The 26,879-nt window shown below is 73.8% G+C and carries 11 protein-coding genes and 1 pseudogene; all 12 read left to right on the top strand.

The annotated features are described in order from the left end of the window. Positions 1-127: 127 nt before the first annotated feature. The 12 genes and pseudogenes from sbnA to GA0070604_RS18475 all read left to right on the top strand — a co-directional run bounded on the left by sbnA (position 128) and on the right by GA0070604_RS18475 (position 26,877). Positions 128-1,138, top strand: coding sequence for a 2,3-diaminopropionate biosynthesis protein SbnA (sbnA, locus tag GA0070604_RS18530; protein WP_091119687.1), 1,011 nt, complete (start codon positions 128-130; stop codon positions 1,136-1,138). Then, positions 1,132-2,142 carry a 2,3-diaminopropionate biosynthesis protein SbnB gene (gene sbnB, locus GA0070604_RS18525; protein ID WP_091119680.1) on the top strand — a complete coding sequence of 337 codons (1,011 nt, stop codon included), beginning with the start codon at positions 1,132-1,134 and terminating at the stop codon, positions 2,140-2,142. Before sbnA ends, sbnB begins: the two co-directional genes overlap by 7 nt. A 91-nt stretch (positions 2,143-2,233) precedes the next feature. Then, positions 2,234-8,634, top strand: a pseudogene (locus GA0070604_RS18520) (amino acid adenylation domain-containing protein). After that, entirely contained in the window at positions 8,634-15,773 is a 7,140-nt protein-coding gene (locus tag GA0070604_RS18515) for a non-ribosomal peptide synthetase (RefSeq protein WP_091119676.1), read from the top strand. The pseudogene GA0070604_RS18520 and the gene GA0070604_RS18515 overlap by 1 nt, the downstream one beginning before the upstream one ends. 255 nt (positions 15,774-16,028) lie before the next feature. Then, positions 16,029-17,795: a non-ribosomal peptide synthetase gene (locus GA0070604_RS18510; protein WP_091119672.1), complete on the top strand. Its 1,767-nt coding sequence runs from the start codon at positions 16,029-16,031 to the stop codon at positions 17,793-17,795. Further along, a complete protein-coding gene (locus tag GA0070604_RS18505; RefSeq protein ID WP_091119668.1) occupies positions 17,795-21,253 on the top strand; it encodes a type I polyketide synthase in 3,459 nt (1,152 codons plus the stop codon). Before GA0070604_RS18510 ends, GA0070604_RS18505 begins: the two co-directional genes overlap by 1 nt. A 28-nt stretch (positions 21,254-21,281) precedes the next feature. Continuing rightward, a complete protein-coding gene (locus GA0070604_RS18500; RefSeq protein WP_091119665.1) occupies positions 21,282-22,481 on the top strand; it encodes an aminotransferase class V-fold PLP-dependent enzyme in 1,200 nt (399 codons plus the stop codon). Then, a complete protein-coding gene (locus GA0070604_RS18495) occupies positions 22,478-23,239 on the top strand; it encodes a thioesterase II family protein (protein ID WP_091119661.1) in 762 nt (253 codons plus the stop codon). The genes GA0070604_RS18500 and GA0070604_RS18495 overlap by 4 nt, the downstream gene beginning before the upstream one ends. Then, positions 23,232-24,575: an acyltransferase domain-containing protein gene (locus GA0070604_RS33960; RefSeq protein ID WP_091119657.1), complete on the top strand. Its 1,344-nt coding sequence runs from the start codon at positions 23,232-23,234 to the stop codon at positions 24,573-24,575. The genes GA0070604_RS18495 and GA0070604_RS33960 overlap by 8 nt, the downstream gene beginning before the upstream one ends. Then, complete coding sequence (locus tag GA0070604_RS18485) at positions 24,572-25,450, top strand: 3-hydroxyacyl-CoA dehydrogenase family protein (protein ID WP_091119653.1); 879 nt, start codon at positions 24,572-24,574, stop codon at positions 25,448-25,450. Before GA0070604_RS33960 ends, GA0070604_RS18485 begins: the two co-directional genes overlap by 4 nt. Position 25,451: 1 nt before the next feature. After that, complete coding sequence (locus GA0070604_RS18480; RefSeq protein WP_244161981.1) at positions 25,452-25,700, top strand: phosphopantetheine-binding protein; 249 nt, start codon at positions 25,452-25,454, stop codon at positions 25,698-25,700. Then, complete coding sequence (locus GA0070604_RS18475) at positions 25,690-26,877, top strand: acyl-CoA dehydrogenase family protein (protein ID WP_091119649.1); 1,188 nt, start codon at positions 25,690-25,692, stop codon at positions 26,875-26,877. The genes GA0070604_RS18480 and GA0070604_RS18475 overlap by 11 nt, the downstream gene beginning before the upstream one ends. The last annotated feature ends 2 nt before the right edge of the window (positions 26,878-26,879 follow it).

The raw sequence follows: 26,879 nt of genomic DNA, 5'->3' as shown, positions 1-26,879 counted from the left end.
GAGAACAACCGGTAGACGTGCGGGCGCGTGCGGTTCTGCATGTTCTCCTCTGCGTCCGGCCCACCACCGCGCGGCAGGCTGCTGGGACACACGGCAGCCGAGTCGACGCGATGCGAGGAGCAGCCCGATGGCCGATGCAGGTCTCCCCGTTCCCGGCGTCCTCGCGACCATCGGGACGACACCGATCGTCGAGCTGACCAGGCTCGACCCGACCAGTACCTTCCGGACCTACGCCAAGCTGGAGTCGCACAACCCGGGCGGCAGCATCAAGGACCGGGCCGCGCTGGAGATGCTGCGCGACCGGATCCGCGACGGCCGGCTCGTGCCAGGTCGCTCCGTGGTCGTCGAGTCCAGTTCGGGCAACCTCGGCATCGGCCTCGCGCAGGTGTGCGGATACCACGGGATCCGCTTCATCTGCGTGGTCGATCCGAGGACCAACCGGCAGAACATCGCCATCATGCGCGCCCTGGGCGCCGAGGTCGAGGTGGTCACCGACGCCGATCCGGTCACCGGCGAGTACCTGCCGGTGCGGATCCGCCGCGTCCGGGAACTCGTCGCGACGCTCGACGACGCGTACTGCCCCAACCAGTACGCGAACCCGCTGAACCCGCGAGCCCACCGCAACACCATGCGGGAGATCCTCGACGCGCTGCCGGACCTGAGCTTCCTGTTCTGCGCCACGAGTTCCTGCGGCACCCTGCGCGGCTGCGCCGAGTACGTCCGGGCAAACCGGCTGCCGGTGACCCTCGTCGCCGTCGACGCGCTGGGCAGCGCGATCTTCAGCCCACCGGTCGGCGGCCGGTTGATCCCCGGCCACGGCGCCTCGATCCGCCCGGCCCTCTACGGCGACGACCTCGCCGACATCGTGGTGCACATCGACGACCTCGGGGCGGTGGCGGGCTGCCGGCGCCTGGCGGCCCGCGAGGCGATCATCGCGGGCGGTTCCTCCGGCGCGGTGGTGTCGGCGATGCAGAGCATGCGCGACCGTATACCCCCCGGCTCGACCTGCGTCCTGGTCTTCCCCGACCGGGGCGACCGCTACCTGGACACGATCTACGACGACGACTGGGTCGGCCAGCACTTCGGCGACGTGTCCCACCTGTGGAGGAAACCCCAGTTGGAGGCCGCATCATGTTGATCCTGGGAGCCGGTGACGTCCGCTCCGTCCTCGACGGCGCCGAGCCGCGCGTGCTGGCCGCGGTCCGGCACGCGTACGAACTGCACGCGCTGGGCCGCACGTCGGTGCCCCACTCGGTGTTCCTGCGGTTTCCGGCCGACACCCGGAACCGGATCATCGCGCTGCCCGCGTACCTCGGTGGCGAGGCCCCGGTGGCGGGCGTGAAGTGGGTGTCGTCCTTTCCCGGCAACGTGGCCCAGGGGCTGGACCGCGCGTCGGCGGCGATCGTCCTGAACTCGATGCGGACCGGTGTGCCCGAGGCGTTCCTCGAGGCGTCGGCGATCTCCGCCCGGCGTACGGCGGCGAGCGCGGCCCTGGCCGCGTCGACGCTGCTGTCGGTCAACTCGTCGACCGGTGTGTCGCTGGTCGGCTGCGGGCTGATCAACTTCGAGGTGCTGCGGTACCTGCGGACGGTGTTCCCGTCACTGGACAGCGCGACGGTGTACGACCTGGACCGCGACCGGGCGGAGTCCTTCGCGGCGAAGGCGCGGTCGGCCTGGCCCACGCTCACCGTCGACGTGGCGCGACGGCCGGCGGACGCCCTGGCCGCGCAGCGACTCGTCTCGCTGGCCACGACGGCGGCCGTCCCGCACCTCGACGCGGCACCCTGCCGCCCGGGCACGCTGCTGCTGCACCTGTCGCTGCGCGACCTCACCGTGCCGTCGGTGCTCTCCGGCGTGAACATCGTGGACGACGCGGATCACGTGTGCCGGGCGGCGACCTCGCTGCACCTGGCGGAGCAGGAGACCGGCAACCGCGACTTCATCGCGTCGTCCCTGGGCGAGATCCTCGTCTCCGGCGCGCCGTACGTGGCGGACGAGCGCCGCCTGACCGTCTTCTCCCCGTTCGGCCTGGGCTGCCTGGACCTGGCCGTGGCCGACCTGGTCCGGCGCGAGGCGGTCGCCCGCGGCCTGGGCACCCGGCTGGACGACTTCCTGCCGGCGGGCACCCAGGTCTTCGCCTAGGTCGGACCCGAACACCCCGCCCGAGCGAACGCGCGTCCGGCGGGCGGCACCGCCTCGACCCCGATCCCCGTCATGCCTCGGGAGGCAATCGATGGAAGTCAGCGGCCACTACCCGCTCTCCTTCGAGCAGGAACAGTTGTGGTTTCTCGACCAGCTTCGCTCCGGGGCCCGGGAGTACCTCATGCACGCGGCGTTCCGGCTGCGCGGCCCCCTGGACCGGGCCGCGCTGGCCGCCGCGCTGACGGAGGTCTCCGCCCGGCACTCGGTGCTGCGTACCCGGTACGAGACGGTCGACGGCCGGCCGACCCAGGTCATCGGGGAGCCGACCCCGGTCGACCTCAGGGTCGTCGACCTGACCGGCCACCCGGAGGCGGAGCGGGACCGGAGGGTACGCGAGTTCGGCGTGGCCGAGGCGAGGACCCCCGTCGACCTCGGCGCGGCGCCCTGGCGGCTCTCGCTGCTGCTGCTCGCCCCGGACGACGCGATCCTGCTGATCGTCGTGCACCACATCGCCTTCGACAACACGTCGCTGGGCATCGTGTCCCGGGACCTGCGCCTGCTCTACGGCGCGTACGCCGGGGGCGAGGCGGCGCCGGCCGAACCGCCGCCCGGCCAGTACGCCGACTACGCCCGGCGGCAGCGGGAGCGCTGGGCCACCCCCGACCCGGGACTGACCCGCAAGCTCGACCACTGGCGTGACCGGCTGGCCGGGCTGGAGCCGCTCGACCTGCCGACGGATCGCCCGCGCCCGGCCAACTGGGACCCGACCGGCGACACCGTGGACATCGCTGTCCCCGCCGAGTTGGCGGCCCGGCTCGTCGCCGTCGGGCGGGCGTCCCGGGCGACGCCGTTCATGGTGTTCCTGGCCGCGTTCAACCTCCTGCTCAGCCGCTACTCGGGCCGGCACGACATCAACGTCGGCGCGTCGGTGACCGGGCGGCAACGGGCCGACCTGGCGCAGGTGGTGGGGCCGCTGTTCAACACGGTGGTGCTGCGTACCGACCTCTCCGGCGACCCCACCTTCGCCGTACTGCTGGCCCGTACCCGCGACGTGACGCTGGACGCGTTCGGCCGCCAGGACGTCCCGTTGCAGCGCCTGGTCGCCGAACTGGTGCCGGACCGCGACATGTCCCGGAATCCGCTGTTCCAGGCCGCGTTCATGGTGCACAACGCCCAGGGGGAGACCCTCGACCTGCCCGGCCTCGACGTCGAGCCGCTGCCGCTGTACGCGATGGACGCCACGTTCGACCTGTCGTTGAACCTGGCGGAGAAGCCGGGCGGCTGGTGGAACGCCCGGATGCTGTACCCGACGGCGCTGTTCGACCGGGAGCGGATCGAGCGGATGGTCGCGAACTACCTGGAGCTGCTGACGAACGTGGCGGCCCGGCCGGACGTCCCGCTCAGCCGGCTGGTGACGGTGACCGAGGCGGAGCGGACCCGGCTGCTGGGCTGGAACCCCCAGGCCACCGACGTGCCGGACGCCTCCCTGCCGGACCTGATCCGGGCGCGGGCGGCGGCCGCCCCGGACGCCGTCGCCGTCGTCTCGGGCGCCTCCCGGCTGAGCTACGCCGAGCTGCTGTCCAGGGTGGACCGGCTCGCCGGCTTCCTGCGCGCCCGGGGCGTCACCGCCGAGACTCCGGTCGGGGTGGCCATGGAGCGCGGCACCGACCTGGTGGTGGCCCTGCTCGGGACGCTCGCCGCCGGCGGGGTGTACGTCCCGCTGCCGCCCGACCTGCCGGCCGAGCGGCTGGAGTTCATGCTCACCGACTCCGGGGTCGAGCTGGTGCTCACCGACGCGGCGTCCCACGACCGGCTGCCCGCGGGCGGCCCCGACGTGGTGGCGGTCGACGAGCGGTGGGACGAGATCGGCCGCTGCGCGCCGCTGGCACCGGTGGCGATCGACGCGACGCAGGCGGCGTACGTCATGTACACCTCCGGATCCACCGGCCGCCCCAAGGGGGTCGTGGTGCCCCACGGCGGTATCCGCAACCGGGTGCGGTGGGCGGTCGAGGCGCAGGGCCTGACCCACGCGGACCGGGTGTTGCAGAAGACGACGACCGGCTTCGACGCCTCGGTCTGGGAGTTCCTGGCGCCGCTGGTCTGCGGCGGTGCCGTGGTCATGGCACCCCGGGACGCGCACCGCGACCCGACCGTGCTGGTCCGGGCCGTCGCCGAGCACCGGGTCACCGTGCTCCAGCTCGTACCCTCCGTGCTCCAGCTGGTGGTCAACGAGCCGGAGCTGGCCGACTGCGCCGCGCTGCGGCTGGTCTGCTCGGCCGGGGAGCCGCTGCCGGTGGCCCTGGCCGAGCGCCTGCTCGACGTGCTCGACGTGGAGCTGTACAACACCTACGGCCCGACGGAGTGCTCGATCGACTCGACCGCCTGGCGGTACCGGCGCGGCGGGCCGGAGGGCATCGTCCCGATCGGCGTCCCGCTGCCCAACGTCGAGGTGTTCGTCGTCGACGCCGACGACCAGCTCGTACCCGTCGGGGTGCGGGGTGAGCTGTGCGTCGCCGGCGCGGGTCTCGCCCGGGGCTACCTCGGCCGGGGCGACCTCACCGCCGAACGGTTCACCCCGCACCCGTTCGCCGCCGTCCCCGGCGCGCGCTGGTACCGCACCGGCGACCTGGCCCGGTGGCGCGCGGACGGGACGCTGGAGTTCGTCGGCCGGCTCGACGCGCAGGTGAAGCTGCGCGGGGTCCGGGTCGAGCCGGGCGAGGTCGAGGCCGTCCTGGCTGCCCACCCGTCGGTCGCCGCCGCCGTGGTCACCACCGGGCGGAGCGCCGCCGGGGAGCTGGAGCTGGTGGCCTACGTGGTGCCGGCCGACGGGGCCGAGGTGTCCGCCGAGACGCTGCGGGAGCACCTCGACGCCCGGGTGCCGGCCGCGATGATCCCCTCGGCCGTGGTCGCCCTCGACGCCTTCCCGACGCTGCCCAACGGCAAGCTCGACCGGGCGAAGCTGCCGGCCCCGGGCAGCGGCGTACGCGCCGACGACCCGGGCCACGTCGCGCCGCGTACGCCGACGGAGCAGGCGGTCGCCACGATCGTGAGCGAGCTGGTCGGGGTGGAGCGGGTGGGCGCCGACGACGACTTCTTCGCCCTCGGCGGGCACTCGCTGCTCGCCATCCGGCTCGCCCACCGGCTGCGGCGCGGCTTCGGCGTGGAGCTGACCGTCGGCGCGCTCTTCGAGGACCGGACGGTGGCGAGGATCGCCACCCGGATCGACGCCGGCACGTCGCCCGGCGACGGGCCGGAGATCGTCCCCGTCTCCCGGGACGGCGCGCTGCCCACCTCGTTCGGCCAGCGGCGGCTGTGGTTCCTCGACCAGCTCGAACCCGGGAGCGCCGAGTACCTGGTCCCGCTGGCGTTCCGGTTCGCCGGACCACTGGACACCGGGGCGTTGCGCCGCGCGGTGGCCCGGGTCGTCGCCCGGCACGAGGTGCTGCGCACCCGCTACGTCGGTGACGGCGGAACGCCGGTGCAGGTGGTGGACCCGCCCGGCGACATCGTGTTCGACGTGGTCGACCTGGCGGGCGCCCCGGACGCCGAGCCGCAGGCCACGGCGATCATCGACGCGGCCAACTCCCGCCCGTTCGACCTCGCCCGCGAGCACCCGCTGCGGGTGACCGTGGTGCGTACGGCGGCACAGGCGCACCTGGTCACGATCACCCTGCACCACATCGCCTTCGACGCGTGGTCGATGGGGATCTTCCTGCGCGAGCTGAACGAGGCGTACGACGACAGCCGCTCGGCCGGCCCGCTGCCGGTCCAGTACGCCGACTTCGCCGCCTGGCAACGAGACCGGGAATCCGAGGGCGTCTTCGCCGAGCAGCTCGACTACTGGCGCGGCCGGCTCGCCGGCCTCTCCCCGGTCGAGCTGACCGCCGACCGGCCCCGCCCGGCCGAGCGCGACCCGCGCGGCGACACCCTGGACGTCGAGGTGCCGGAGGCGGTCGCGGCGGCGTTGGACCGGCTCGGCGGTCGTACCGGCGCGACCCCGTTCATGGTGCTGCTGGCCGCGTTCGACGTGCTGCTCGGCCGGTACACCGGGCGCAGCGACGTCGCGGTCGGCACCCCGGTCGCCGGGCGGAGCCGGCCGGAGACCGAGAACCTGGTCGGGTTCTTCGTCAACAACCTGGTCATGCGCGCCGACCTGGGCGGGAACCCGACCTTCACGGACCTGGTCGAGCGGGTACGGCGCGGCGCGGTCGAGGCGTACGCCAACCAGGACGTGCCGTTCGAGCACCTGGTCGACGCCCTGCAACCCAGCCGGGACATGTCCCGCAACCCGCTGTTCCAGATCATGTTCCAGGTGCAGCACACCGCCGGGCTGCTCCCCCCGACCATCGCCGGCTGCGCCGCGGAGCCGATCCGCAGCGGCCCGCAGGTGGCGAGGTTCGACCTCACGCTGTCGATCCGCAAGCCGGCAGAAGGCGGGCTGCGCTGCCGGTTCGAGTACGCGACCGCGCTGTTCGACCGGTCGACGATCGAACGGCTCGCCGGCCACTACCTGCGGCTGCTGGAGCGCGTCGGCGCCGACCCGGACCGCCGGCTGGACGAGTTCGACGTGCTCTCCGCCGCCGAGCGGCACACGATCCTGCACGAGTGGCCGAACCCGGCGGCGGACCGGTTGGACGTGCTCGACCCGCCCGCCGAGCGGCACCTGTGCGTGCCGGAGCTGTTCGAGCGGGCGGTGGCCCGTACACCCGGGGCGACCGCCGTGGTCTTCCAGGATCAGGAGATCAGCTTCGCCGAGCTCAACGCGCGGGCCAACCGGCTGGCGCACCGGCTCCGGTCGGTCGGCGTCGGCCCGGAGACCGTCGTCGGGTCGTGCCTGGAACGGGGCGTCGAACCGGTCGTCGTGCTGCTGGCCGTGCTCAAGGCCGGCGGCGTGTACGTGCCGTTCGACCCGCAGCACCCGGCGGAGCGGCTCGACTACATGCTGGCCGACGCCGGGGCGCACACGGTGGTGACCACCCGGGACCTCGTCGACCGGGTCCGGCAGCCGGGCCGCCGGGTGCTGCTGGCCGACGACGAGGACTGCGTCGCCGGGATGCCGTCGACCAACCTCGGGACCGTGGCGCGGCCGGGCAACCTGGCCTACATCATCTACACCTCCGGGTCGACCGGCCGGCCCAAGGGCGTCATGATCCAGCACCGGTCGTACGCGCACCACTGCCGGGTGATCGCCGACGCGTACGGCATCGGGCCGGGGGAGCGGGTGGTGCTGCTCTCCGCGCTCACCTTCGACCTGGCCATGGACCAGATCGCGGTGACCCTGGTCGCCGGTGCCACGCTGGTGGTCAGTGACCCGGTCTTCTGGCTGCCGGCCGAGCTGCCGGCCAAGCTGTCCCGGTACGGCGTCACGATCATGGAGATCACCCCGGCCTACTACCGGGAGATGCTCGAGTCCGACGTGGACCGGCTCGCCGGCATGAAGCTGATGAACGTCGGCGCCGACGTGGTCACCGTCGCGGACGCCCAGCGCTGGGCGGCGACCGGGCTGCCCGGCCGGTTCCTGTGCAACTACGGGCCGACCGAGGCGACCATCACCTGCATGCTCAACCCGGTGGAGGGCGACCTCGCCGGCGAGCGCGGCACGGCGACGCTGCACATCGGTCGGCCGGTCGCCGGCACCCGGGTGCACGTGCTGGACGCCCAGCTCCGCCCGCTCCCGGTCGGGGTGCCGGGCGAACTGTGCATCGGCGGCGTACGGCTGGCCCGCGGCTACCACGAGCGGCCCGAACTGACCGCCGAACGGTTCGTCCCCGACCCGTTCGGGCCGGAACCGGGCGCACGGCTCTACCGCACCGGCGACCTCGTCCGCTACCGGCCCGACGGCACCGTCGAGTTCCTCGGCCGGCTCGACCACCAGGTGAAGATCCGTGGCTTCCGGATCGAGCTGCCCGAGATCGAGGCCGCGCTGGCCCGGCACCCCGCCGTCGCCGCGGCGGCCGTGGTCGCCCGCGAGGTGGCACCGGGAGACAAGCGGCTCGTCGCCTACCTGGAGTGCGCCGACGACGCCCAGCCCGACATCGCCGAGCTGCGCGCGCACCTGCGGGAGCTGCTGCCGGAGTACATGATCCCGTCGGCCTGGGCGACGGTGCCGGCCCTGCCGCTGAACTCCAACAAGAAGGTCGACCGCGCCGCGCTGCCCGACCTCACCCCGTCCCAGCTCGACGGCGCCCGGGAGTACGTGGCCCCCGCGACCGGACCGAGGAGATCATCGCCGGCATCTGGGCCGACGTGCTCGGCGTCGACCGGATCGGGGTGCACGACGACTTCTTCGGCCTCGGCGGCCACTCGCTGCTGGCCACCCGGGTCCTGGCCCGGTTGCGCGAGGCCTTCGTGACCGAACTGCCGCTGCGTTGCCTGTTCGAGGCGACGACCGTGGCGGAGCTGGCCGCGGTGACGACCGAGCACATCGCGGCGGAGATCGACGGGATGACCGACGCGCAGCTGCGCGAGCTGCTCTCACGAGAAGGTGTGTGATGACTGAAGCCCTCGCCCGGACCGACCTTCGCGCGGAGCTGCTCCGGCGGCGGCTGCGCGGCGACGTGACGGTCGCACCCGACAACCGCATCCGGCGCGTCCCGCGCTCCGGCCCGCTCACGGTGTCGTTCGCGCAGCGCCGACTGTGGATTCTCGACCAGTTGCGCGGCGGCGGCACCGAGTACCTGATGACCACCGGCCTGCGGTTGGCCGGCCCGCTCGACACCGGAGCGCTGCGTACCGCGCTGGACGGGCTGGTGGCCCGGCACGAGGTGCTGCGCACCCGGTACGTCGTGATCGACGACGAACCGGCCCAGGTGGTCGACGACCCGGGGCCGGTCGCGTTGACCGAGGTGGACCTGCGCGACCTGGACCGGGCGGCGCAGGACGCCCGGCTCGCCGGCTGGACCAGCCACGACCGCCGTCCGGTCGACCTGGCGGGCGGGCCGGTCCTGGCCGCCACGCTGGCCCGGCTCGGCGACGAGGAGCACGCGCTCCTGCTGACGCTGCACCACATCGCGTTCGACGAGTGGTCGGAGGAGGTGCTCTGGCGCGAGCTGGACCGCCGGTACGCGGCCGCGCTGGCCGGCGAGGCCGCGGCCCTGCCCCCGCTGCCGGTGCAGTACGCGGACTTCGCCGCCTGGCAGCGTACGGCGATGTCCGGCGCCACCCTGGACCGGCAGCTCGGCTACTGGCGCGGGAAACTGGCCGGGGCGACCCCGCTGGAACTACCGGCCGACCGGCCGCGCCCGCCGGTGCGGGACAGCACGGGCGGGAAGGTCCCGTTCGTGGTGCCCGCGTCCGTCGCCGGCCGGCTGACCCGGTTCGCCCGCCAGGCCGGGGCGACGCCGTTCATGGCGCTGCTCGCCGCGTACACGATCCTGCTCGGCCGGTACGCCGGACGGACCGACGTGACGGTCGGCACCCCGGTTGCCGGCCGGGACCGGGCCGAGGTGCAGGACCTGATCGGGCTGTTCCTCAACACCCTGGTGCTGCGTACCGACCTCTCCGGCGACCCGTCGTTCGCGGAGGTGCTGCGGCGGGTCAAGGAAACCGCGCTGGACGCGTACGCCCACCAGGAGCTGCCGTTCGAGCGGCTGGTGGAGGAGCTGTCCCCGGAACGCGACCCGGCCCGGACCCCGCTGTTCGCCACCATGTTCCTCTGGGACGGCGCCGGCACCGCGCGGCCACGGCGCTTCGGCGGGCTGCGCGCCGAGCCGCTGCCGGTCGGGGAGAGCGACGCCAAGTTCGACCTGACCGTCGCCGTCGCCGACCGGCCCGACGGGTCGCTGGCCGGTGCGGTGAACTACGCCACCGCGCTGTTCGACCGGGAGACCGCCGAGCGGTTCGCCGCCCAGTTCGTCGAGCTGGTCAGCGGCCTCGCCGACGCGCCGCGCACCCCGGTCAGCCGGTTGTCGGTGCTCCCGCCGGCCGAACGGCGGCGGGTGCTGGAGGAGTGGAACGACACCGCCGTCGACTATCCGACGGACGACACCCTGCCGGCGCTGTTCGAGCGGCAGGCGGCGCGGACCCCGGACGCGGTCGCGGTCGTCTCCGGCGACGACACCGTCTCCTACGCGGAGCTGAACACCCGGGCCAACCGGCTCGCGCACCGGCTCATCGCGGCCGGGGTGGGACCCGAGACGGTCGTCGGGGTACGCCGCGAGCGCGGCCCCGAGCTGGTGGTGGCGCTGCTGGCCGTCCTCAAGGCGGGCGGCGCGTACCTGCCGCTCGATCCGGACAACCCGGCCGACCGGCTGGCGTACATGTGCGCGGACGCCGGGGTCACGATCGTGCTCGACGACACCGGGCGGTTCACCGCCGACGGCGGGCCCGCCGACAACCCCGGCACCGCGCCGCACCCGGACCACCCCGCCTACGTGATCTACACGTCGGGGTCGACCGGCCGGCCCAAGGGGGTCGTGGTCGGGCACCGGGCGATCGTCAACCGGCTGCACTGGATGCAGGACACGTACCGGCTGGACCCGACCGACCGGGTGCTGCAGAAGACCCCGTACGGCTTCGACGTGTCGGTGTGGGAGTTCTTCTGGCCCCTGATCACCGGGGCCGCCCTGGTGCTGGCCCGCCCCGGTGGCCACCGCGACCCGGGATACCTGGCCGAACTGATCACCACCGAACGGGTCACCACCGTCCACTTCGTACCGACCATGCTGCGGGCGTTCCTCGCCGAGCCGCACCCTCCGCTGCCGTCGCTGCGTCGGATGATCTGCAGCGGCGAGGCGCTCACCGCCGACCTGGTCGACGCCGTGCACGAGCGGATCGGGTGCGAGCTGCACAACCTGTACGGCCCCACCGAGGCGGCCGTCGACGTCACCGCGGCGCGCTGCGTACCGGGCACGCCGGTGACGATCGGCCGGCCGATCGCCAACACCCGCGCCTACATCGTCGACGACACCCTGCGGCCGGTCCCGATCGGCGTCCCCGGCGAACTGCTGCTCGGCGGGGTGCAACTGGCCCGGGGCTATCTCCACCGGCCCGAGCTGACCGCCGACCGGTTCGTCCCCGACCCGTTCGGCCGTCGCTCGGGCGAACGGCTGTACCGCACCGGCGACCTCGCCCGGTACCGGCCGGACGGCAGCATCGAGTACCTCGGCCGGCTCGACCGGCAGGTGAAGATCCGTGGGCACCGGATCGAACTCGGCGAGGTCGAGGCGGTGCTGGGCGAACTGCCCGGCCTGGCCGCCGCCGCGGTCGCCGTACACGACGGGCAACTGGTCGGGTACCTCGCCGCGGGGGCCGGCGCCGAGGTCGACGCGACCGCCGCGGCGGCGTTCCTGCGCGACCGGCTGCCCGAGGCGATGGTCCCCAGCCACTGGGTGCCGCTGGCCGCGCTGCCGCTCACCCCCAGCGGCAAACTCGACCGCGCCGCGCTGCCGAAACCCGACCGGACCCGCAGCGCGCTGGCCGGCGCGTACGTCGCCCCCCGCGGCGAGCTGGAACGGCAGGTGGCCGACGCGCTCACCGCCGCCCTGGGCGTCGACCGGATCGGCGCGCACGACCGCTTCTTCGACCTGGGCGGCGACTCGATCCGGGCGATCCGGGCGATCGGCCGGCTACGCGCCACCGGGGTGAACCTGTCGGTCCAGGACATCTTCCTCCACCAGACCCCGGCCGAGCTGGCGGCGGCGGCCGGCCGGGCGGACGCCACGGCGGAGGAGACCCACGTCGGCCGGTTCACGCAGCTCACCCCCGCCGACCGGGACCGCCTGCCGGACGGGCTGGTCGACGCCTACCCGATGGGCCAGGTGCAGGCCGGCATGGTCTACGAGATGCTGGCCGACACCGAGCACCCGGCGTACCAGAACGTCACCAGCTTCCCGATCACCGACGACGGCCCGTTCTCGCTGGCCGCGCTCCGCGCCGCCGGGCAGCTGCTGGTCGACCGGCACGAGATCCTGCGGACCACGTTCGACATGTCCGGCTACTCCGAGCCGATGCAGCTCGTGCACGCCAGCGCCCACGCCGAGATCGGCTACGACGACCTGCGCGGACTGCCCGAGGCCGAGCAGCAGGCGGTGCTCGCCGCCTACCGGCACACCATGCGGACCAGCCCGCTGGACGTGGCTCACGCGCCGCAGCTGCGCTGGCACGTGCACCGCACCGGCGAGCGGGAGTGGGTGCTGACCCACACCGAGTGCCACGCCATCCTCGACGGCTGGAGCCACCATTCGCTGATCGGCCAGTTGCGCGCGACGTACCGGGCGATCCGCGACGGTGGGACCGACGGACCCGGCAGCGCGCCCGAGGCCCGGTACGCCGACTTCGTCGCGCTGGAGCGCCGCTCCCTCGCGGCGGCCGCCGACCAGGAGTTCTGGCGGGACCGGGTACGCGGCTTCGACCGGCTCGCGCTGCCCGCCGACACCGCCCCGGCCGGCTACGGCAAGGTCGAGGAGCTGCGGGTGTCCTGGCGGCACCTGGAGCCGGCCCTGCGCGACCTCGTCGCGCGGACCCGCACCTCGCTCAAGACCGTGCTGCACACCGCCCACCTCGCCATGCTCGGGGTCATCACCGGCCAGCGCCGGTTCTTCAGCGGGCTGGTCTGCAACGGCCGCCCCGAACTGCTGCGCGGCGACGAGGTGCTCGGCATGCACCTCAACACGCTGCCGTTCGCGGTGGACCTGCGGGCGCCGTCCTGGCGGGACCTGCTGCGCGCCGTGTTCGACGAGGAGCTGGCGCTGTGGCCGCACCGGCGGTACCCGCTGCCCGCGATCCAGCGCGAGTGGGGCGACGGCAGGCCGCTGATCGACGTGATCTTCTCCTACCTCGACTTCCACGTCCTCGACGACCAGCAGGAGGCGTTCGGCACGATCGTCGACGACAGCCCCAACGAGTTCACCCTCAACGTGCTGACCTTCCCCGGCGAGGTACGGCTGGAGTGCCGGGCCGGCTGGGCCACCCGGGAACGCCTCGAAGCGCTCGGCGCGACCTACCTCGAACTGCTGACGGCGATGGTCGCCGACGGCGGCGCGAACCCGGTCGAGCTGGGCGCCACCTCGGCGGAGCGGCTGAGCGTACCAGCGCCGACCTGGCGCACGCCGCCCGAGGTGTGCGTCACCGACCTGTTCGCCGCCCGCGTAGCGGCCCGCCCCGACGCGGTGGCGGTGGAGTTCGGGGAACAGCGCCTGACGTACCGCGAGCTGGACGCCCGGGCCAACCAGCTGGCCTGGGCGCTGCGCGAGCACGGGGTGGGCCCCGACACCCCGGTCGCGGTGTGCCTGGACCGGGGGCTCGACGTGATCACCGCGCTGCTCGGCGTCCTGAAGGCCGGCGGCTGCTACCTGCCGCTGGACCCGGCGTACCCGGACTCGCGGATCGGCTACATCCTGGACGACGCCGGGGCCCGGGTGATGCTGACCCAGCCGGACCAGGCGCACCGCTTCGGGGCGGACACCGGACTCACCACCATCGTGCTGGACCCGGCCTGGCGGGCGCTGGCCGACCGGCCGACCGACACCCCCGAGGTACGGCTGTCGCCGGACAACCTGGCGTACGTCACCTACACCTCCGGCTCCACCGGCCGCCCCAAGGGCGTGCTGGTGCCGCACCGCGGGGTGGTGCGGCTGGTGCACGACCCCAACTACACGACCCTCGGCGAGGAGCAGACGCTGTTTTTGCTCAGCGCGCTCGCCTTCGACGTCTCCACGTTCGAGATCTGGGGTTCGCTCTGCACCGGCGCCCGGCTGGTCGTCTGCCCGCCGGGCACCCCCACCGCCGCCGAGCTGGAGGAGCTGCTGCGCCGGCACGGGGTCACCGTGCTGTGGCTGACCTCCGGACTGTTCAACACCATCGTGGACGTCCGGCCCGAGGCGCTGGCCACGGTCCGGCACCTGCTGGTCGGCGGCGAGGCGCTATCCCCGCCGCACGTACGCACGGCGCTCGAACACGGCGTACCGGTCGGTAACGGGTACGGCCCCACCGAGGGCACCGTCTTCGCCACCGCGCACCCCCGGGTCTCCCGCGCCGAGACCGAGAGCTCCATCCCGATCGGCACCCCGGTCTCGCACACCCGGGTGCAGGTCGTGGACCGCGACCTCAACCCGGTCCCGTACGGCGTACCCGGGGAACTGCTGCTCGGCGGGCCCGGCGTGGTCCGCGGCTACCAGGGACGCCCCGACCTGACCGCGGAACGGTTCGTGCCGGACCCGTCCGGCACGGAACCCGGGGCACGGCTGTACCGCACCGGCGACATCGTCCGGCAGAACCCCGACGGCACGCTGCACTACATCGGCCGGCAGGACCACCAGGTGAAGATCCGTGGACACCGCGTCGAACTGGGCGAGGTGGAGGCGGCGCTCGCCGAGCTGCCGTCGGTCCGCACCGCCGCGGCCGCGGCGTACCGGGGCTCGGACGGGGTCAAGCAACTCGTCGGGTACGTCGTCCTGGACGCCGACGGGCCGGCGGACCCGGCCCGGCTCGGTGACCTGATGCGCCGGCGGGTCCCCGACTTCCTGGTGCCGACCGCCTGGGTACGCCTGGACCAGCTACCCCTGAACGCCAGCGGCAAGGTCGACCGGGCCGCGCTGCCGCTGCCGGCGGCGGCGGACCGGACCCGGGAGTTCAGCGCGCCGCGCACCCCGGCGGAACGGGCCGTGGCGGACATCTGGGCCGAGGTGTTCGGGCTGCCCAGGGTGAGCCGGCACGACGACTTCTTCGACCTCGGCGGGCACTCGCTGCTGATCCTGCGGATCATCGCGATGCTGCGGCAGCGGCACGGCATCGAGGTGCCCGTCCGGTCCTTCCTGACCCACCGCACCGTCGAGGCGCTCGCCGAGTCGATCGACAGCGGGGAGCTGCCGACCAAGGCGTTGCTCTGGCTCAACCGCGCCGGCGAGCGCGCACCACTGGTCTGCATCCACCCCGGCGGCGGCAGCGCCCACTGGTACCAGCGTCTGGTCGTGCACCTCGACCCGGACCTTCCGGTGATCGCGTTCGAGTGGCCCGGGGTGCAGGGCGGGCAGGTGCCGGCCACGGCGGAGATGGCGGCCCGGTACGTCGCCGAGCTGCGCGAGGCCGTGCCACACGGCCCGTACCGGATCTTCAGCTGGTGCGGCGGCAGCGGGGTGGCCAGCGAGGTCGTGCACCGGCTGGCCGCCGACGGCGAGGACGTCACCTTCATCCTGCTGGACCCGGCGCTGGACGCCAGCGAGAAGCAGCACCTCTGGGACGAGTTCGGGCTGATCAAGAAGTGCGTCGCCAACCTGGAGGCGCTCGCCGGCGCGGCGCCGGAGGAGGACACCTCGACGCTGCGGCGGGAGACCATCGGGCTGCTCGAACACCTGGTCGACGACTTCGTCGGCGACGACGGCATCACCCTGCCCGAGCGCGGCGCCGGAGACATGTGGCTCCCCGCGGCGCGGATGTGGGCGGAGGTGATGGAGATGATGATGTCGTACCGGCACCGGCGCTACGCCGGGCGGCTGCACCTGATCGTGAGCGACGAACTCGCCCAGGGCGAGCACGAGGTCGTCGACGCCGGGCAGAGCTTCGCCGAATACCTGGCGCGCTGGCGGGAGCTGGCCGCCGAGGTACGGGTCCACCGGATGACCGGTGACCACTTCTCGGTGATGCGGGAGGACGTCTCGCAGCTCGCCCGGATCATCACCGACCAGCTGGGCTGATCCGCCGAACGGTGCGCCCGGTCCCGATCGCGGGACCGGGCGCACCGCCGTGCCCACCGATCGACGGGCCTGCGCCGGCGGCGGTCGGCGCCGGACAGGAACGAACGCGCAGCGGCACCGGCAGTCCACCCCTGTCGCTGTTTCTCTGCCGTCGGACCAGCCGGGCGAGCAGGCTGAAGACGATCGCCGGCACAGCTGCGACGCCGAGTGGTGGGAGATCTAAGTGGACAAACGTTTGGGCGGAAGTGACCCGCGATGAACGACGCCTCGACCCAGTGCCTGCACGACATGTTCGCGCTACACGCGGACGCCGCGCCGGACGCGATCGCCGCCGTTGCCGGTGATCGGTCGATCACCTACGGGCAGCTCCGGGAGCGGTCCCGGCGACTGGCCGCGGTCCTGCGCGCCCAGCACGTCGGGCCCGACGTCGTGGTCGGCCTGCACGTGCCGCGCTCCATCGACATGCTGGTCGGAATCCTGGGCATCCTCGAAGCCGGGGCGGCGTACCTGCCACTGTGGGTGGGCCACCCGGCCGAGCGGCTCCGGTTCATGCTCGACCACTCCGGAGCGCGGGTCCTCGTCGAGTCCGACGCGACCCGTGGCGGCCTGCCGGAGTTCGACGGGATCCGGATCCCGGTCGACGCCCGGCCCGACGCCGTGCCGGCCGAGGCCGGGCCGCGCGCCACCCCGGACCACCTCGCCTACGTCATCTACACCTCCGGCACGACCGGCACCCCGAAGGGCGTCGCCGTGCCGCACCGCGCCGCCGCCCGCATCGTCCGGTCCGGGATCTATGGCACGTTCGACGCCGGCCAGACGTTCCTGCAGTCCTGCCCACTGTCGTTCGACGCGTCGGTATTCGAGATCTTCGGCTGCCTGGCCAACGGCGGCCGGCTGGCGATCCTGCCCGACCAGCGGGTCTCCGCGGAGCTGATCGTGGAGACGGTCCGCCACGCCGGGGTCACCACGCTGTGGCTCACCCCCACCCTGTTCAACCGGATCGTCGACGACGGGCTGCTCGACGGGGCGGGCCTGCACCAGGTGGTGGTCGGCGGCGAGGTCCTGTCGAGCGCCCACGTCGCGCACGGGCTGGGGTCGCTCGGCGCCCGGATCGCCAACGGGTACGGCCCGACCGAGGCCGGGGTCTTCACCTGCTGCCACCAGTTCGCGGCGGCCGACCTGGCGCAGTCCCCGCCCCCGGTCGGCCGGCCGTTGCCCGGCACCGAGGTGCACATCCTGGACGAGCGGCTGCGTCCGGTCCCCGACGGCGAGCAGGGCGAGCTGTACATCGGCGGTGACGCGCTGGCCCGCGGCTACCACAACCGGCCGGACCTCACCGCCGCCGCGTTCGTGCCCGACCCGGTCGGCGCCCGGCCCGGCGCCCGGCTGTACCGCTCCGGCGACCTCGCCCGGATGCTGCCCGGCGGGCTGGTCCAGGTGCTGGGCCGCACCGACGACCAGGTGAAGATCCGGGGCAACCGGGTCGAGCTCGGCGAGGTCGAGTCGGCGCTGGCGGAACTCCCGGAGATCCGGCAGGCCGCCGTGGTCGACCGGACGCAGGGCGGCGACCGGGTCCTCGCCGCGTACGTCGTCCCGGCCGCCGGCGCGCCGACCGTCGCCGAGCTGCGCCGCCGGCTGGCCGCCCGGCTGCCCGACTACATGATCCCGTCCGAGTACCACCGGGTTGAGGCGCTGCCGCTCACCCAGCACGGCAAGCTCGACCGGGCCGCGTTGCGCGCCGACACCGACGCCGCCCGGCTCGACCTGGGCAGCCGGTACGCGGCGGCGGGCTCCGAACTGGAGACGGTGATCGCCGCGCTCTGGGCGGAACTGCTTGAGGTGCCCACGGTGGGCATCGACGACAACTACTTCGACCTCGGCGGTACGTCGGCGTCGGTGCCGGCGTTGAACCGGCGGATCCACCAGGAGCTGGGTGCCCGGCTGTCGGTGACGGCGCTCTACGAGTACCCCACCGTCCGGAGCCTGGCCGAGTCGATCGCGAGTGCGGGAGTGCGGGGCTGATGAACCAGGAACCGATCGCCGTCATCGGGATGGCGGCCACCATGCCCGGGGCGCGTGACCTCGACGAGTTCTGGGCCAACCTGCGGGCCGGACGGGAGTCGATCACCTTCGGCACGCCGCTGACCGTGGACGACGAACAGAGCGGCCGGCGGTGGGTCCACGCCCGTGGGGTGCTCGACGACGTACGGCGCTTCGACTACGAGTTCTTCGGCATCCCCCGACGGGAGGCCGAGGTCCTCGACCCGCAGCACCGCGTGCTGCTCGAACACGCGTGGGCGGCGATGGAGGAGGCCGGCTACGACGTGCACCGGATCACCGAGCGGGTCGCCGTCTACACCACGGTCGGGCCGAACACCTATCGCGAGGGCCGGGAGTTCGACGCGCACTCGGCCGCCGAACGCCTGCTCGTCGAGCTGTCCAACGCCCCGGACACGCTCTCCACCCGCATCTCCTACAAGCTCGGCCTCACCGGCGAGAGCCTCAGCGTGCGTACCGCCTGCTCGTCGTCGCTGGTCGCGGTCCACCTGGCCGCCGAGGCGGTACGCGCCGGCCGGGCCGATCTCGCGCTGGCCGGGGCGGTCAACATCCGCTGCCACGACAGCCTCGCCTACGAACAGCAGGACGGGTTCATCCTCTCCGCCGACGGCCACACCCGCGCCTACGAACAACGCGGCACCGGCTACGTCGAGGGCGACGGCGTCGGCGTCGTCGTACTGCGCCGGCTCTCCGACGCCATCGCGAGCGGCGACCACATCCACGCCGTGATCCTCGGCGGCGGGATCAACAACGACGGCCGGGCCAAGGCCGGCTTCTCCGCGCCCGGGGTCGAGGGGCAGTCGGCGGCGATCAGCGCCGCGCTCGCCGCCGCCGGCGTGCCGGCCGAGTCGATCCACCTGGTGGAGGGGCACGGCACCGGCACCGCGGTCGGCGACCCGATCGAGGTACGGGCCCTCACCCGCGCCTACCGCCAGCACACCCAGGAGCGCGGGTTCTGCGCGCTGAACTCGGTGAAGGCGAACATCGGGCACCTCGGCTACGCGTCGGGCATGGCGGGGCTGCTCAAGGCGATCCTGTCGGTCAAGCACGGCGAGATCCCGCCCGCGCCGGACTTCGAGGAGCCCAACCCGGGCATCGACTTCGCGGACTCCCCGTTCTACGTCAACCGCTCGCTGCGGCCGTGGCCGGACGGCCCGCGCCGGGCCGGCGTCAGCTCCTTCGGCATGGGCGGCACGAACGTCCACCTCGTCGTGGAGCAGCCGCCGCGGCCGGCACCGGTCGAACCCCACCCACCGGCCGAGCACGCGGTGCTGCTCTCGGCCCGCACCGAGGCCGCGCTGGACGCGATGCGGGAACGGCTGCTGGCCTGGCTGACCGGGCGGCCGGACGTGGCGCTGGCCGACCTCGCGTTCACGCTGGCGGTCGGCCGGCGACCGCAGCCGCGCCGCTGGGCGGCGGTCGTCTCGTCGACCGCGGAGCTGGTCCGAGTGCTGGCCGGCGACGACCCGGCCGGCGCCACCGCCGGGGAACTGGCCGATCTGGCCGGGGAGTGGGTCGACGGCGGGGACGTCGACTGGGCGGCCCGCTACCAGGGCCGGCGGTACCGCCGGCTGTCCCTGCCCAGCTACCCCTGGCAGGGCGAGGAGCTGTGGGTGCCGGTCGCCGACCAGCAGGTCACCCCGGGCGGCGCCGCCGGGCGTACGTTGCAGGAGCCGGAACCGGTCGACCGGTGGCTGTACCGGCAGGTGTGGACCCGGACCGGGCTGCCCCGCCCGCACCATCCCGGCGACCTGGCGCGTACCGACGGCACCTGCCTCGTCCTCGGCGACCACCCCGAACCGACCGCGACGGTCCGGGCGGAACTCGCCGCGGCCGGACTGGCCGTGGTGGCGGTGGAGCCGGCCACCGAGTTCGACGTGTCCGCCGACGGCGTGGTGCGGGTCCGGCCGGAGGACCCGGCCGACCTGGCCCGCCTGGTCGAGCACGTGGTCACGGAGACCGGCCCGGTCACCCGGGTGGTACGGCTGCGTTCCGGCGGCGAACCCGCCGAGGTGGCCGTCGCCACCGGCGTGCTCGGCACGCTGTCGCTGGTCCGGGCGCTGGTCGCGGCCGGACAGTCGCCCGAACTGTGGGTCGTGACCGAGAACGCCCAGCCGGTCGGGGACGTCACGGCGGTGGACCCGGCGGCGGCGGCGCTGCTCGGGCTCTGCCAGGTCGTCCCGCAGGAGCACCCCGACCTGCGCTGCCAGGCCCTGGACTTCGCGGCCGGCACGCCCGCCGCCGAGGTGGCGGCCCGGCTGCTGGCCGAACTGGCGAGCCCGGCGGAGACCCCGGAGGTCGCCTACCGTGGCGTCGACCGGCACGTCCCGGCCTTCGAGCGGCTGGACACCGCGGGTGGGGTGGCCACGCCGGTCCGGCCGGGCGGGGTGTACCTGATCGCCGGCGGCTCGGGCCGGATGGGCCTGGCGATCGCCACCCACCTCGCGGCGTCCGGTGGCACCCGGATCGCGCTGGTGTCCCGCCAGGGCCGGCCGCCCGGCGCGGACGCCGCCCGGCGGCTGCGCGAACTCGGCGCCGAGGTGCTCACGCTGCGCGCCGACGTCGCCGACGAGCGGCGGATGGCCCAGGTGGTCGAGGAGGTCAACCGGCACTGGGGCCCGGTCAACGGCGTGGTGCACGCGGCCGGGATCGAGGGCGGCGGCAGCGGCTTCACGTTCGTCGCCGAGACCTCCGTCGACCAGGCCCAGGACCTGCTGCGGCCCAAGACGACCGGAATCGGTGTCCTCGACCGCGTCACCCGCGCCCAGCCGCTGGACTTCTTCCTGGTCTGTTCGAGCCTGAGCGCCGTCCTCGGTGGCATCACCTTCGGCGTCTACACGGCGGCCAACCGCTACCTCGACGCGTACGCCGAATGGCGGAGCGCGAACGGCGCGCCGTGGGTCAGCGTCGACTGGGACGTGTGGCGGTTCGACAAGGCCGCCACGGGCCTCGGCGCCGCCGCCGCCACCGCCACCGCGATGGACGTGGAGCAGGCGACCGGCCTGCTCGGCTCGATCGTCGCCGCCGGGGACGCCCGGCTCGTGGTGTCGACGGTGCCGCTCGGCGAGCGCGTCGACCGGGTACGCCGGCTGCTGCGACGCCGGCCGACCGACGAGGCGGGCGACGCCGAGCCGACCGCGGCGACCCAGGACGAGCTGTGCGAGCACCTCATGCGCATCGTCGGCGACCTGGTCGGGGTCGACGACCTGGTCGACGACGACGAACTGCTGGCGGTCGGCTGCGATTCGCTGACCTTCCTGGAGGCGCTGGCGCGGTGGGAGAAGCGCAACCGGATGAAGGTGCCGATCACGCGGCTGTGGGGCTGCCGCACCTTCGCCGAGCTGGCCGAGGTCGGCTGGCAGGTGCTCAACGAGGAACGCGCGGACGCCGGTTCGCTGGCGCTGCGCTACCTGGCCGGATAACCGTACCGATCTGTCGAGATGAGCTGAGATGAACATCAACCTGGTACGGGCGCGGGCGGACACGCCCGGAGTGAAGTACGTCGCCCATCTCAACAACGCTGGCGCCAGCCTCGCCCCGAAGCCGGTGATCGACGCGGTCATGGGTCACCTGCGGCTGGAGTCCGAGCTGGGCCCCTACGAGGCCGCCGAGCGGGCCCGGGTGGCCGTCGAACGCGGGCACAGCGCCCTCGCCGACCTGCTCAACTGCCACAGCGACGAGATCGCGATGTTCGAGAGCGCCACCCGGGCCTGGGGCGCGGCGCTGTCCAGCATCGCGTTGGGGCCCGGCGACCGGGTGCTCATCAGCCCGATGGAGTACGGCAGCAGCTACCTGTCCTTCCTGCACCTGGCCCGGCGTACCGGCGTCCAGTTGGAGGTCCTGCCGGTGGACGCCGACGGCCTGGTGGACGTCGCGGAGCTGCGGGACCACATCGACGAGCGGGTGAAGCTGATCGCCATGACCCACGTGCCGATGCACGACGGCCTGATCTACCCGGTGGCCGCCATCGGCCGGGTCGCCCGCGAGCACGGCATCACCTACCTGGTGGACGCCAGCCAGTCGATCGGGCAGCTCCCCGTCGACGTACGCCAGATCGGCTGCGACATGCTGGTCGGCTGCGGCCGGAAGTTCCTGCGCGGACCCCGGGGCACCGGATTCCTGTACGCCAGACGGGAGTTCGCCGAGCAGCTCTCGCCCGGCACGGTCGGGCTCGACGGCGTCGAGTGGGACGGGGTCGGCTACCGGTTCGCGCCGGCCGCCCGCCGGTTCGACACCTGGGAGACCAACTGCGCGACCCGGATCGGCCTCGGCGTCGCCGTCGACTACGCGCTCTCCTGGGGGATCGAGAACACCTGGCACCGGATCCGGGAACTCGCCGCCGGCCTGCGCGTGGACCTCGCGAGCATCCCGGGAATCACCGTGGAGGACCGTGGCCGGGAACGCTGCGGCACCATCGCGCTGACCGTGCACGGCCAGGCCGCCGAGCTGGTCCGGGCGGAGTTGCAGCGGGCCGGCATCAACACCTGGGTGTGCCTGTCGAACGCCGCCTGCGTCGACATGCGGCGCCGCGGCATCAGCAGCCTGCTCCGGGTCTCCGTGCACTACTACAACTCCGCCGAGGAACTGGCCCGGCTCTGCACCGTGCTCGAATCGCTGACCGTCGGCCCGGCCCTGAAGGTGGCGTCATGACCGCCTCGCCGTGGATCAGGCGACCCCGGGTGGTGCCGGAGGCCCGGATCAGGCTGTTCTGCGTACCGCCGGCCGGGGCGGGGCCGTCCTTCTACGCCCGCTGGCTGGCCGAGCTGGCCCCGTCGGTCGAGGTGTGCCTGGTGCACCTGCCCGGCCGTGAGTCGCGCTACGGCGAACCGCCGGTCGACGACCTCGACGTGATCGCCGCGCGGGTGGCCGAGGCGGCGCAGCCACTGCTCGACCGGCCGTACGCGCTGTTCGGGCACAGCATGGGCGCGCTCGTCGCGTACGAGGTCGCCCACCGGTTGCCGCACGAGCCGGAGCGGCTGTTCGTGGCCGGGGCGACCGCCCCGCACCGGCCCAGCGCCGAGCCGGCCATCGCCCACCTGCCGGACGCCGAGTTCCTGGCCCAGGTACGCCACGGCTACGACGGCATTCCGGACTCGGTCTGGACCAATCAGGAGCTGCTGCGGCTGCTGCTGCCGATGCTGCGCGCCGACTTCGCCGCCTGCGAGCGGTACCGGTGGCCGGTGCGTACGCCGCTGGGCTGCGACATCCACGCGTGCAGCGGCACCGGGGACCACTACGTGCCGAAGCACGGCCTGGCCGGCTGGGGCGACCTCACGACCGGCCGATGCACCGTCGACGTGGTCGGACACGGCCACTTCAACCTCGTCTCCGACCGGGCCGCGGTGCTCCGGCTCGTCCGGGAGCACCTCGGGCCCGTCGCCGTGTTGGAAGGGACCCGCCATGACTGAGTCGCTGTTGACCACTGTGGCCACCCGCCCGGCGGAACTGCTGGTGTGGTCGGCCGCCACCGCCGAGGGGCTGCCCGCGGCCCGGCAGGCGCTGCTCGCGCGGATCGAGGCGGCGCCGGAATCGCTGCCGGAGCTGGCCCGCGAATCGCGGCACGGGGCGCACGACGCGTACCGGGGGGCGGTCGTCGGCACCGACGCCGCGTCCGTGGTGGCCGCGCTGCGCCGGGGCCGAGGCCTGGAGGGCGCTCGGCCGGCGGTACGGCGGCCGGTGGCGTTCCTGCTCAGCGGGGTCGGCGACCAGTACCCGGGGATGGGCGCCGAGCTGTACCGGTCCGAACCGGTGTTCCGGGATGCCGTCGACCGCTGCTGCGCCGTGCTCGAAGCCGACGGCTGCGACCTGCTCGACCTGCTGGTCCGGCCGGTGGAACAGACCCCGCGGCTGCCGGGCGACCTGCGGGCGATGCTGCGGCCCCGGCAGGTGCCGCAGGGCCCGCTGGCCACCACCCGGTACGGCCAGCCGGGCGTCTTCGTGCTCGAGTACGCGCTGGCCGAGCTGGTCCGGAGCTGGGGCGTCGAACCGGCTGCCATGATCGGCTACAGCCTCGGCGAGTACGTCGCCGCCTGTCTGGCCGGCGTGATGTCCCTGCCGGACGCGCTGCGGCTGGTGCGGTGGCGGGCCGAGCGGATCGAGGAGTTGGCGCCCGGCGGCATGCTGGCCGTGGCGCTGACCCGGGACGAGATCGGCCCGTGGCTCGGCGCCGATCTCGACGTGGCCGCCGTGACCAGTCCCTTCCAGACCGTGCTCGGTGGCCCCCGGGCCGCGGTCGCCGACCTCGAACGCCGACTGACCGACGCCGGTGTCGTCTATCAGCGGGTCGGCGCCCACCACGGTTTCCACACCCGCACCATGGAGCCGCTCGGCGCGCGGCTCACCGCCTGGATACGCGCCAACGTGCGGCTCGCCGGGCCGCGGATCCCGTACGTCTCCAACATCACCGGCGGCTGGCTCACCGACGCCCAGGCGACCGACCCGGCGTACTGGGCCCAGCACCTGGCCCGCCCGGTCGAGCTGATGTCCGGCCTTGGCACCCTGTGGCGGGAGGTGGACCCGGTGGCGATCGAACTCGGCCCCGGCGAGGGCCTGTCCTCCTCCGCCCGCCACCACCCGGCCTGCGACCGGGCCCGGCTCGCCCGGGTCCAGCCGGGCCTGGCCCCGGCGTTCGCCGGCCGTTCGGAGACGGCCGGGCTGCTGACCTCGCTCGGTCGGCTGTGGACGGCGGGCCTCGACCTCGACTGGGCGCGCTTCACCAACGACACCCCAAGGAGTGACTCATGATCGGCGTGGTCGGTGCCGGCACCATCGGGACGGGCGTGGCGCAGAGCCTGGCCCAGGCCGAGCACAAGGTCGTCCTGGTCGACACGTCGGCCGACGCGTTGGACCGGGCGCGGGTGGAGATCGGCCGCGCGGTCCGGTTCCAGCGCCTCGTCGCGCCGAAGCTGCGCACGTACACGCCGGCCGAGGTGCTGGACCGGATCACCTTCACCCAGGAGCTCGACGAGCTCGCCACGGCGAGCGTGGTGATCGAGAACGTCTCCGAGACGTGGTCGGCCAAGGAACCGGTGTACCGGGCGCTGGACCGGATCTGCGAGCCGGGCTGCGTCTTCGTCGTCAACACCTCCTGCTTCCCGATCACCGACGTCGCCGCCCTCACCGGGCGGCCCGGACAGGTGATCGGTCTGCACTTCATGAACCCGGTGCCGCTGAAGCCGGTGGTGGAACTCATCCCCGGCTGGCACACCACCACCGCCACGATCGAGGCGGCGCGGTCCCTGCTCGCGTCGATGGGCAAGACCGCCATCACCGTGAACGACTCGCCGGGCTTCGTGTCCAACCGGGTCCTGATGCTGACCATCAACGAGGCCGCGTTCTGCCGGGCCGAGGGAATCGCCTCGGCGGAGGCGATCGACGAGCTGTTCAAACGGTGCTTCGGCCACGAGATGGGCCCGCTGGAGACGGCGGACCTGATCGGCGTGGACACCATCCTGCACAGCCTGGAGGTGCTCCACGAACGCTTCGGCGACTCGAAGTACCGGCCCTGCCCGCTGCTGCGGACCATGGTCGCCGCCGGCCTGCTCGGCCGCAAGAGCGGGGCGGGCTTCCACCACTACGGGATCACCGGCGACCGGCGGCCCGCGACCCAAGGAGCCTGAGTTGGACACCAAGATCCGCCCGGACAACAAGACCCGCATCCGGACCTTCCTCGGCACCCGCTGCCCCGCCGACCTGCGCGACGACGACGACATCTTCGAGACCGGCCTGGTGAACTCGCTGTTCGCCATGCAGCTGGTGCTCTTCGTCGAGCAGGAGTTCGCCATCGAGCTCGACAACGAGGACCTGGAGCGCGACAACTTCCGTACCGTCAACGCGATCGCCGAGCTGGTCGAGCGTCATGTCGGCTGAGACCCTGGCACCGGTCGCACCCGGGCGCCCGGACACCGCCCGGTTCCGCGAGTTCGTCGACCAGGTCGTGGCACCGCGAGCGGCCGAGATCGACCAGTCCGGGGCGGTGCCCGCCGACGTGGTACGGGCCCTGGCCGCCGAGGGCCACCTCGGTGCCGGGGTGGCCGTGGCGCACGGCGGGGCCGGCCTCGGTGCCGTACCGCTCGGCGTGCTGCACGAGGAGGTCGGCCGTGGCTGCTCGTCGGTACGCACCCTGCTGACCGTGCACGGGATGGTCGCCGGGGCGGTCGAACGCTGGGGCAGCGCCGCCCAGCGGGCCGACCTGCTGCCCCGGCTGGCCCGGGGCGAGGCGCTCGGCGCGTTCGCGCTGAGCGAGGAGTCCGCCGGCAGCGACCCGAGCACGCTGCTGACCTCGGCCGAGCCGGTGCCGGGCGGCTACCGGCTGACCGGCGTCAAGCGCTGGATCAGCATGGCGCTGGCCGCGGACGTGCTGCTGGTGTTCGCCCGCACCGGGGACGGCATCACCGCCTTCCTGGTGCCGCGGGACACCCCGGGCCTGCGGGTCGTGCCCATCGACGGGGTGCTCGGCACCCGGGGCGGGCTGATGGGCGAGGTACGCCTCGACGACTGCCGGGTGCCGTCCAGCGCGGTGCTCGGCCCGGTCGGCCGTGGCTTCATGACGGTGGTGACGACCGCGCTGGAGTTCGGCCGCTACAGCGTGGCGTCCGGCTGCGTCGGTATCGCGCAGGCCTGCCTGGACGCGTCGCTGGACCACACCGACCGTCGGTGGCAGGGCGGTGCCCTGATCCGGGACCACCAACTGATCCGCCGCCTGCTCAGCGGGATGGCCGCCGACGTGTCCGCCGCCCGGCTGCTCTGCCGCCAGGCCGGCGCGCTGCGCGAGCGCAACGACCTGGCCGCCCCGCTGGCCACCTGGACGGCCAAGTACTTCGCGGCCGCCGCCGCCAACCGGGCCGCCCGGGAGACGGTGCAGATCCACGGCGCCGCCGGCTGCGTCGACGGGCACCCGGCCGCGCGCTACTACCGGGACGCGAAGGTCATGGAAATCATCGAGGGCAGCACCCAGATCCAGGAGGTCGTCATCGCCGACCTGGTCCGCCAGGACCGGCACCGGCTGGCCGAGCTGCCCGAAGCCCTGATGTCGGTGGGGAGGTGAGC

The sequence above is a fragment of the Micromonospora eburnea genome (assembly GCF_900090225.1).
GTDB classification, from domain to species: domain Bacteria; phylum Actinomycetota; class Actinomycetes; order Mycobacteriales; family Micromonosporaceae; genus Micromonospora; species Micromonospora eburnea.
This window is presented reverse-complemented; position numbering and strand designations above follow the sequence as displayed.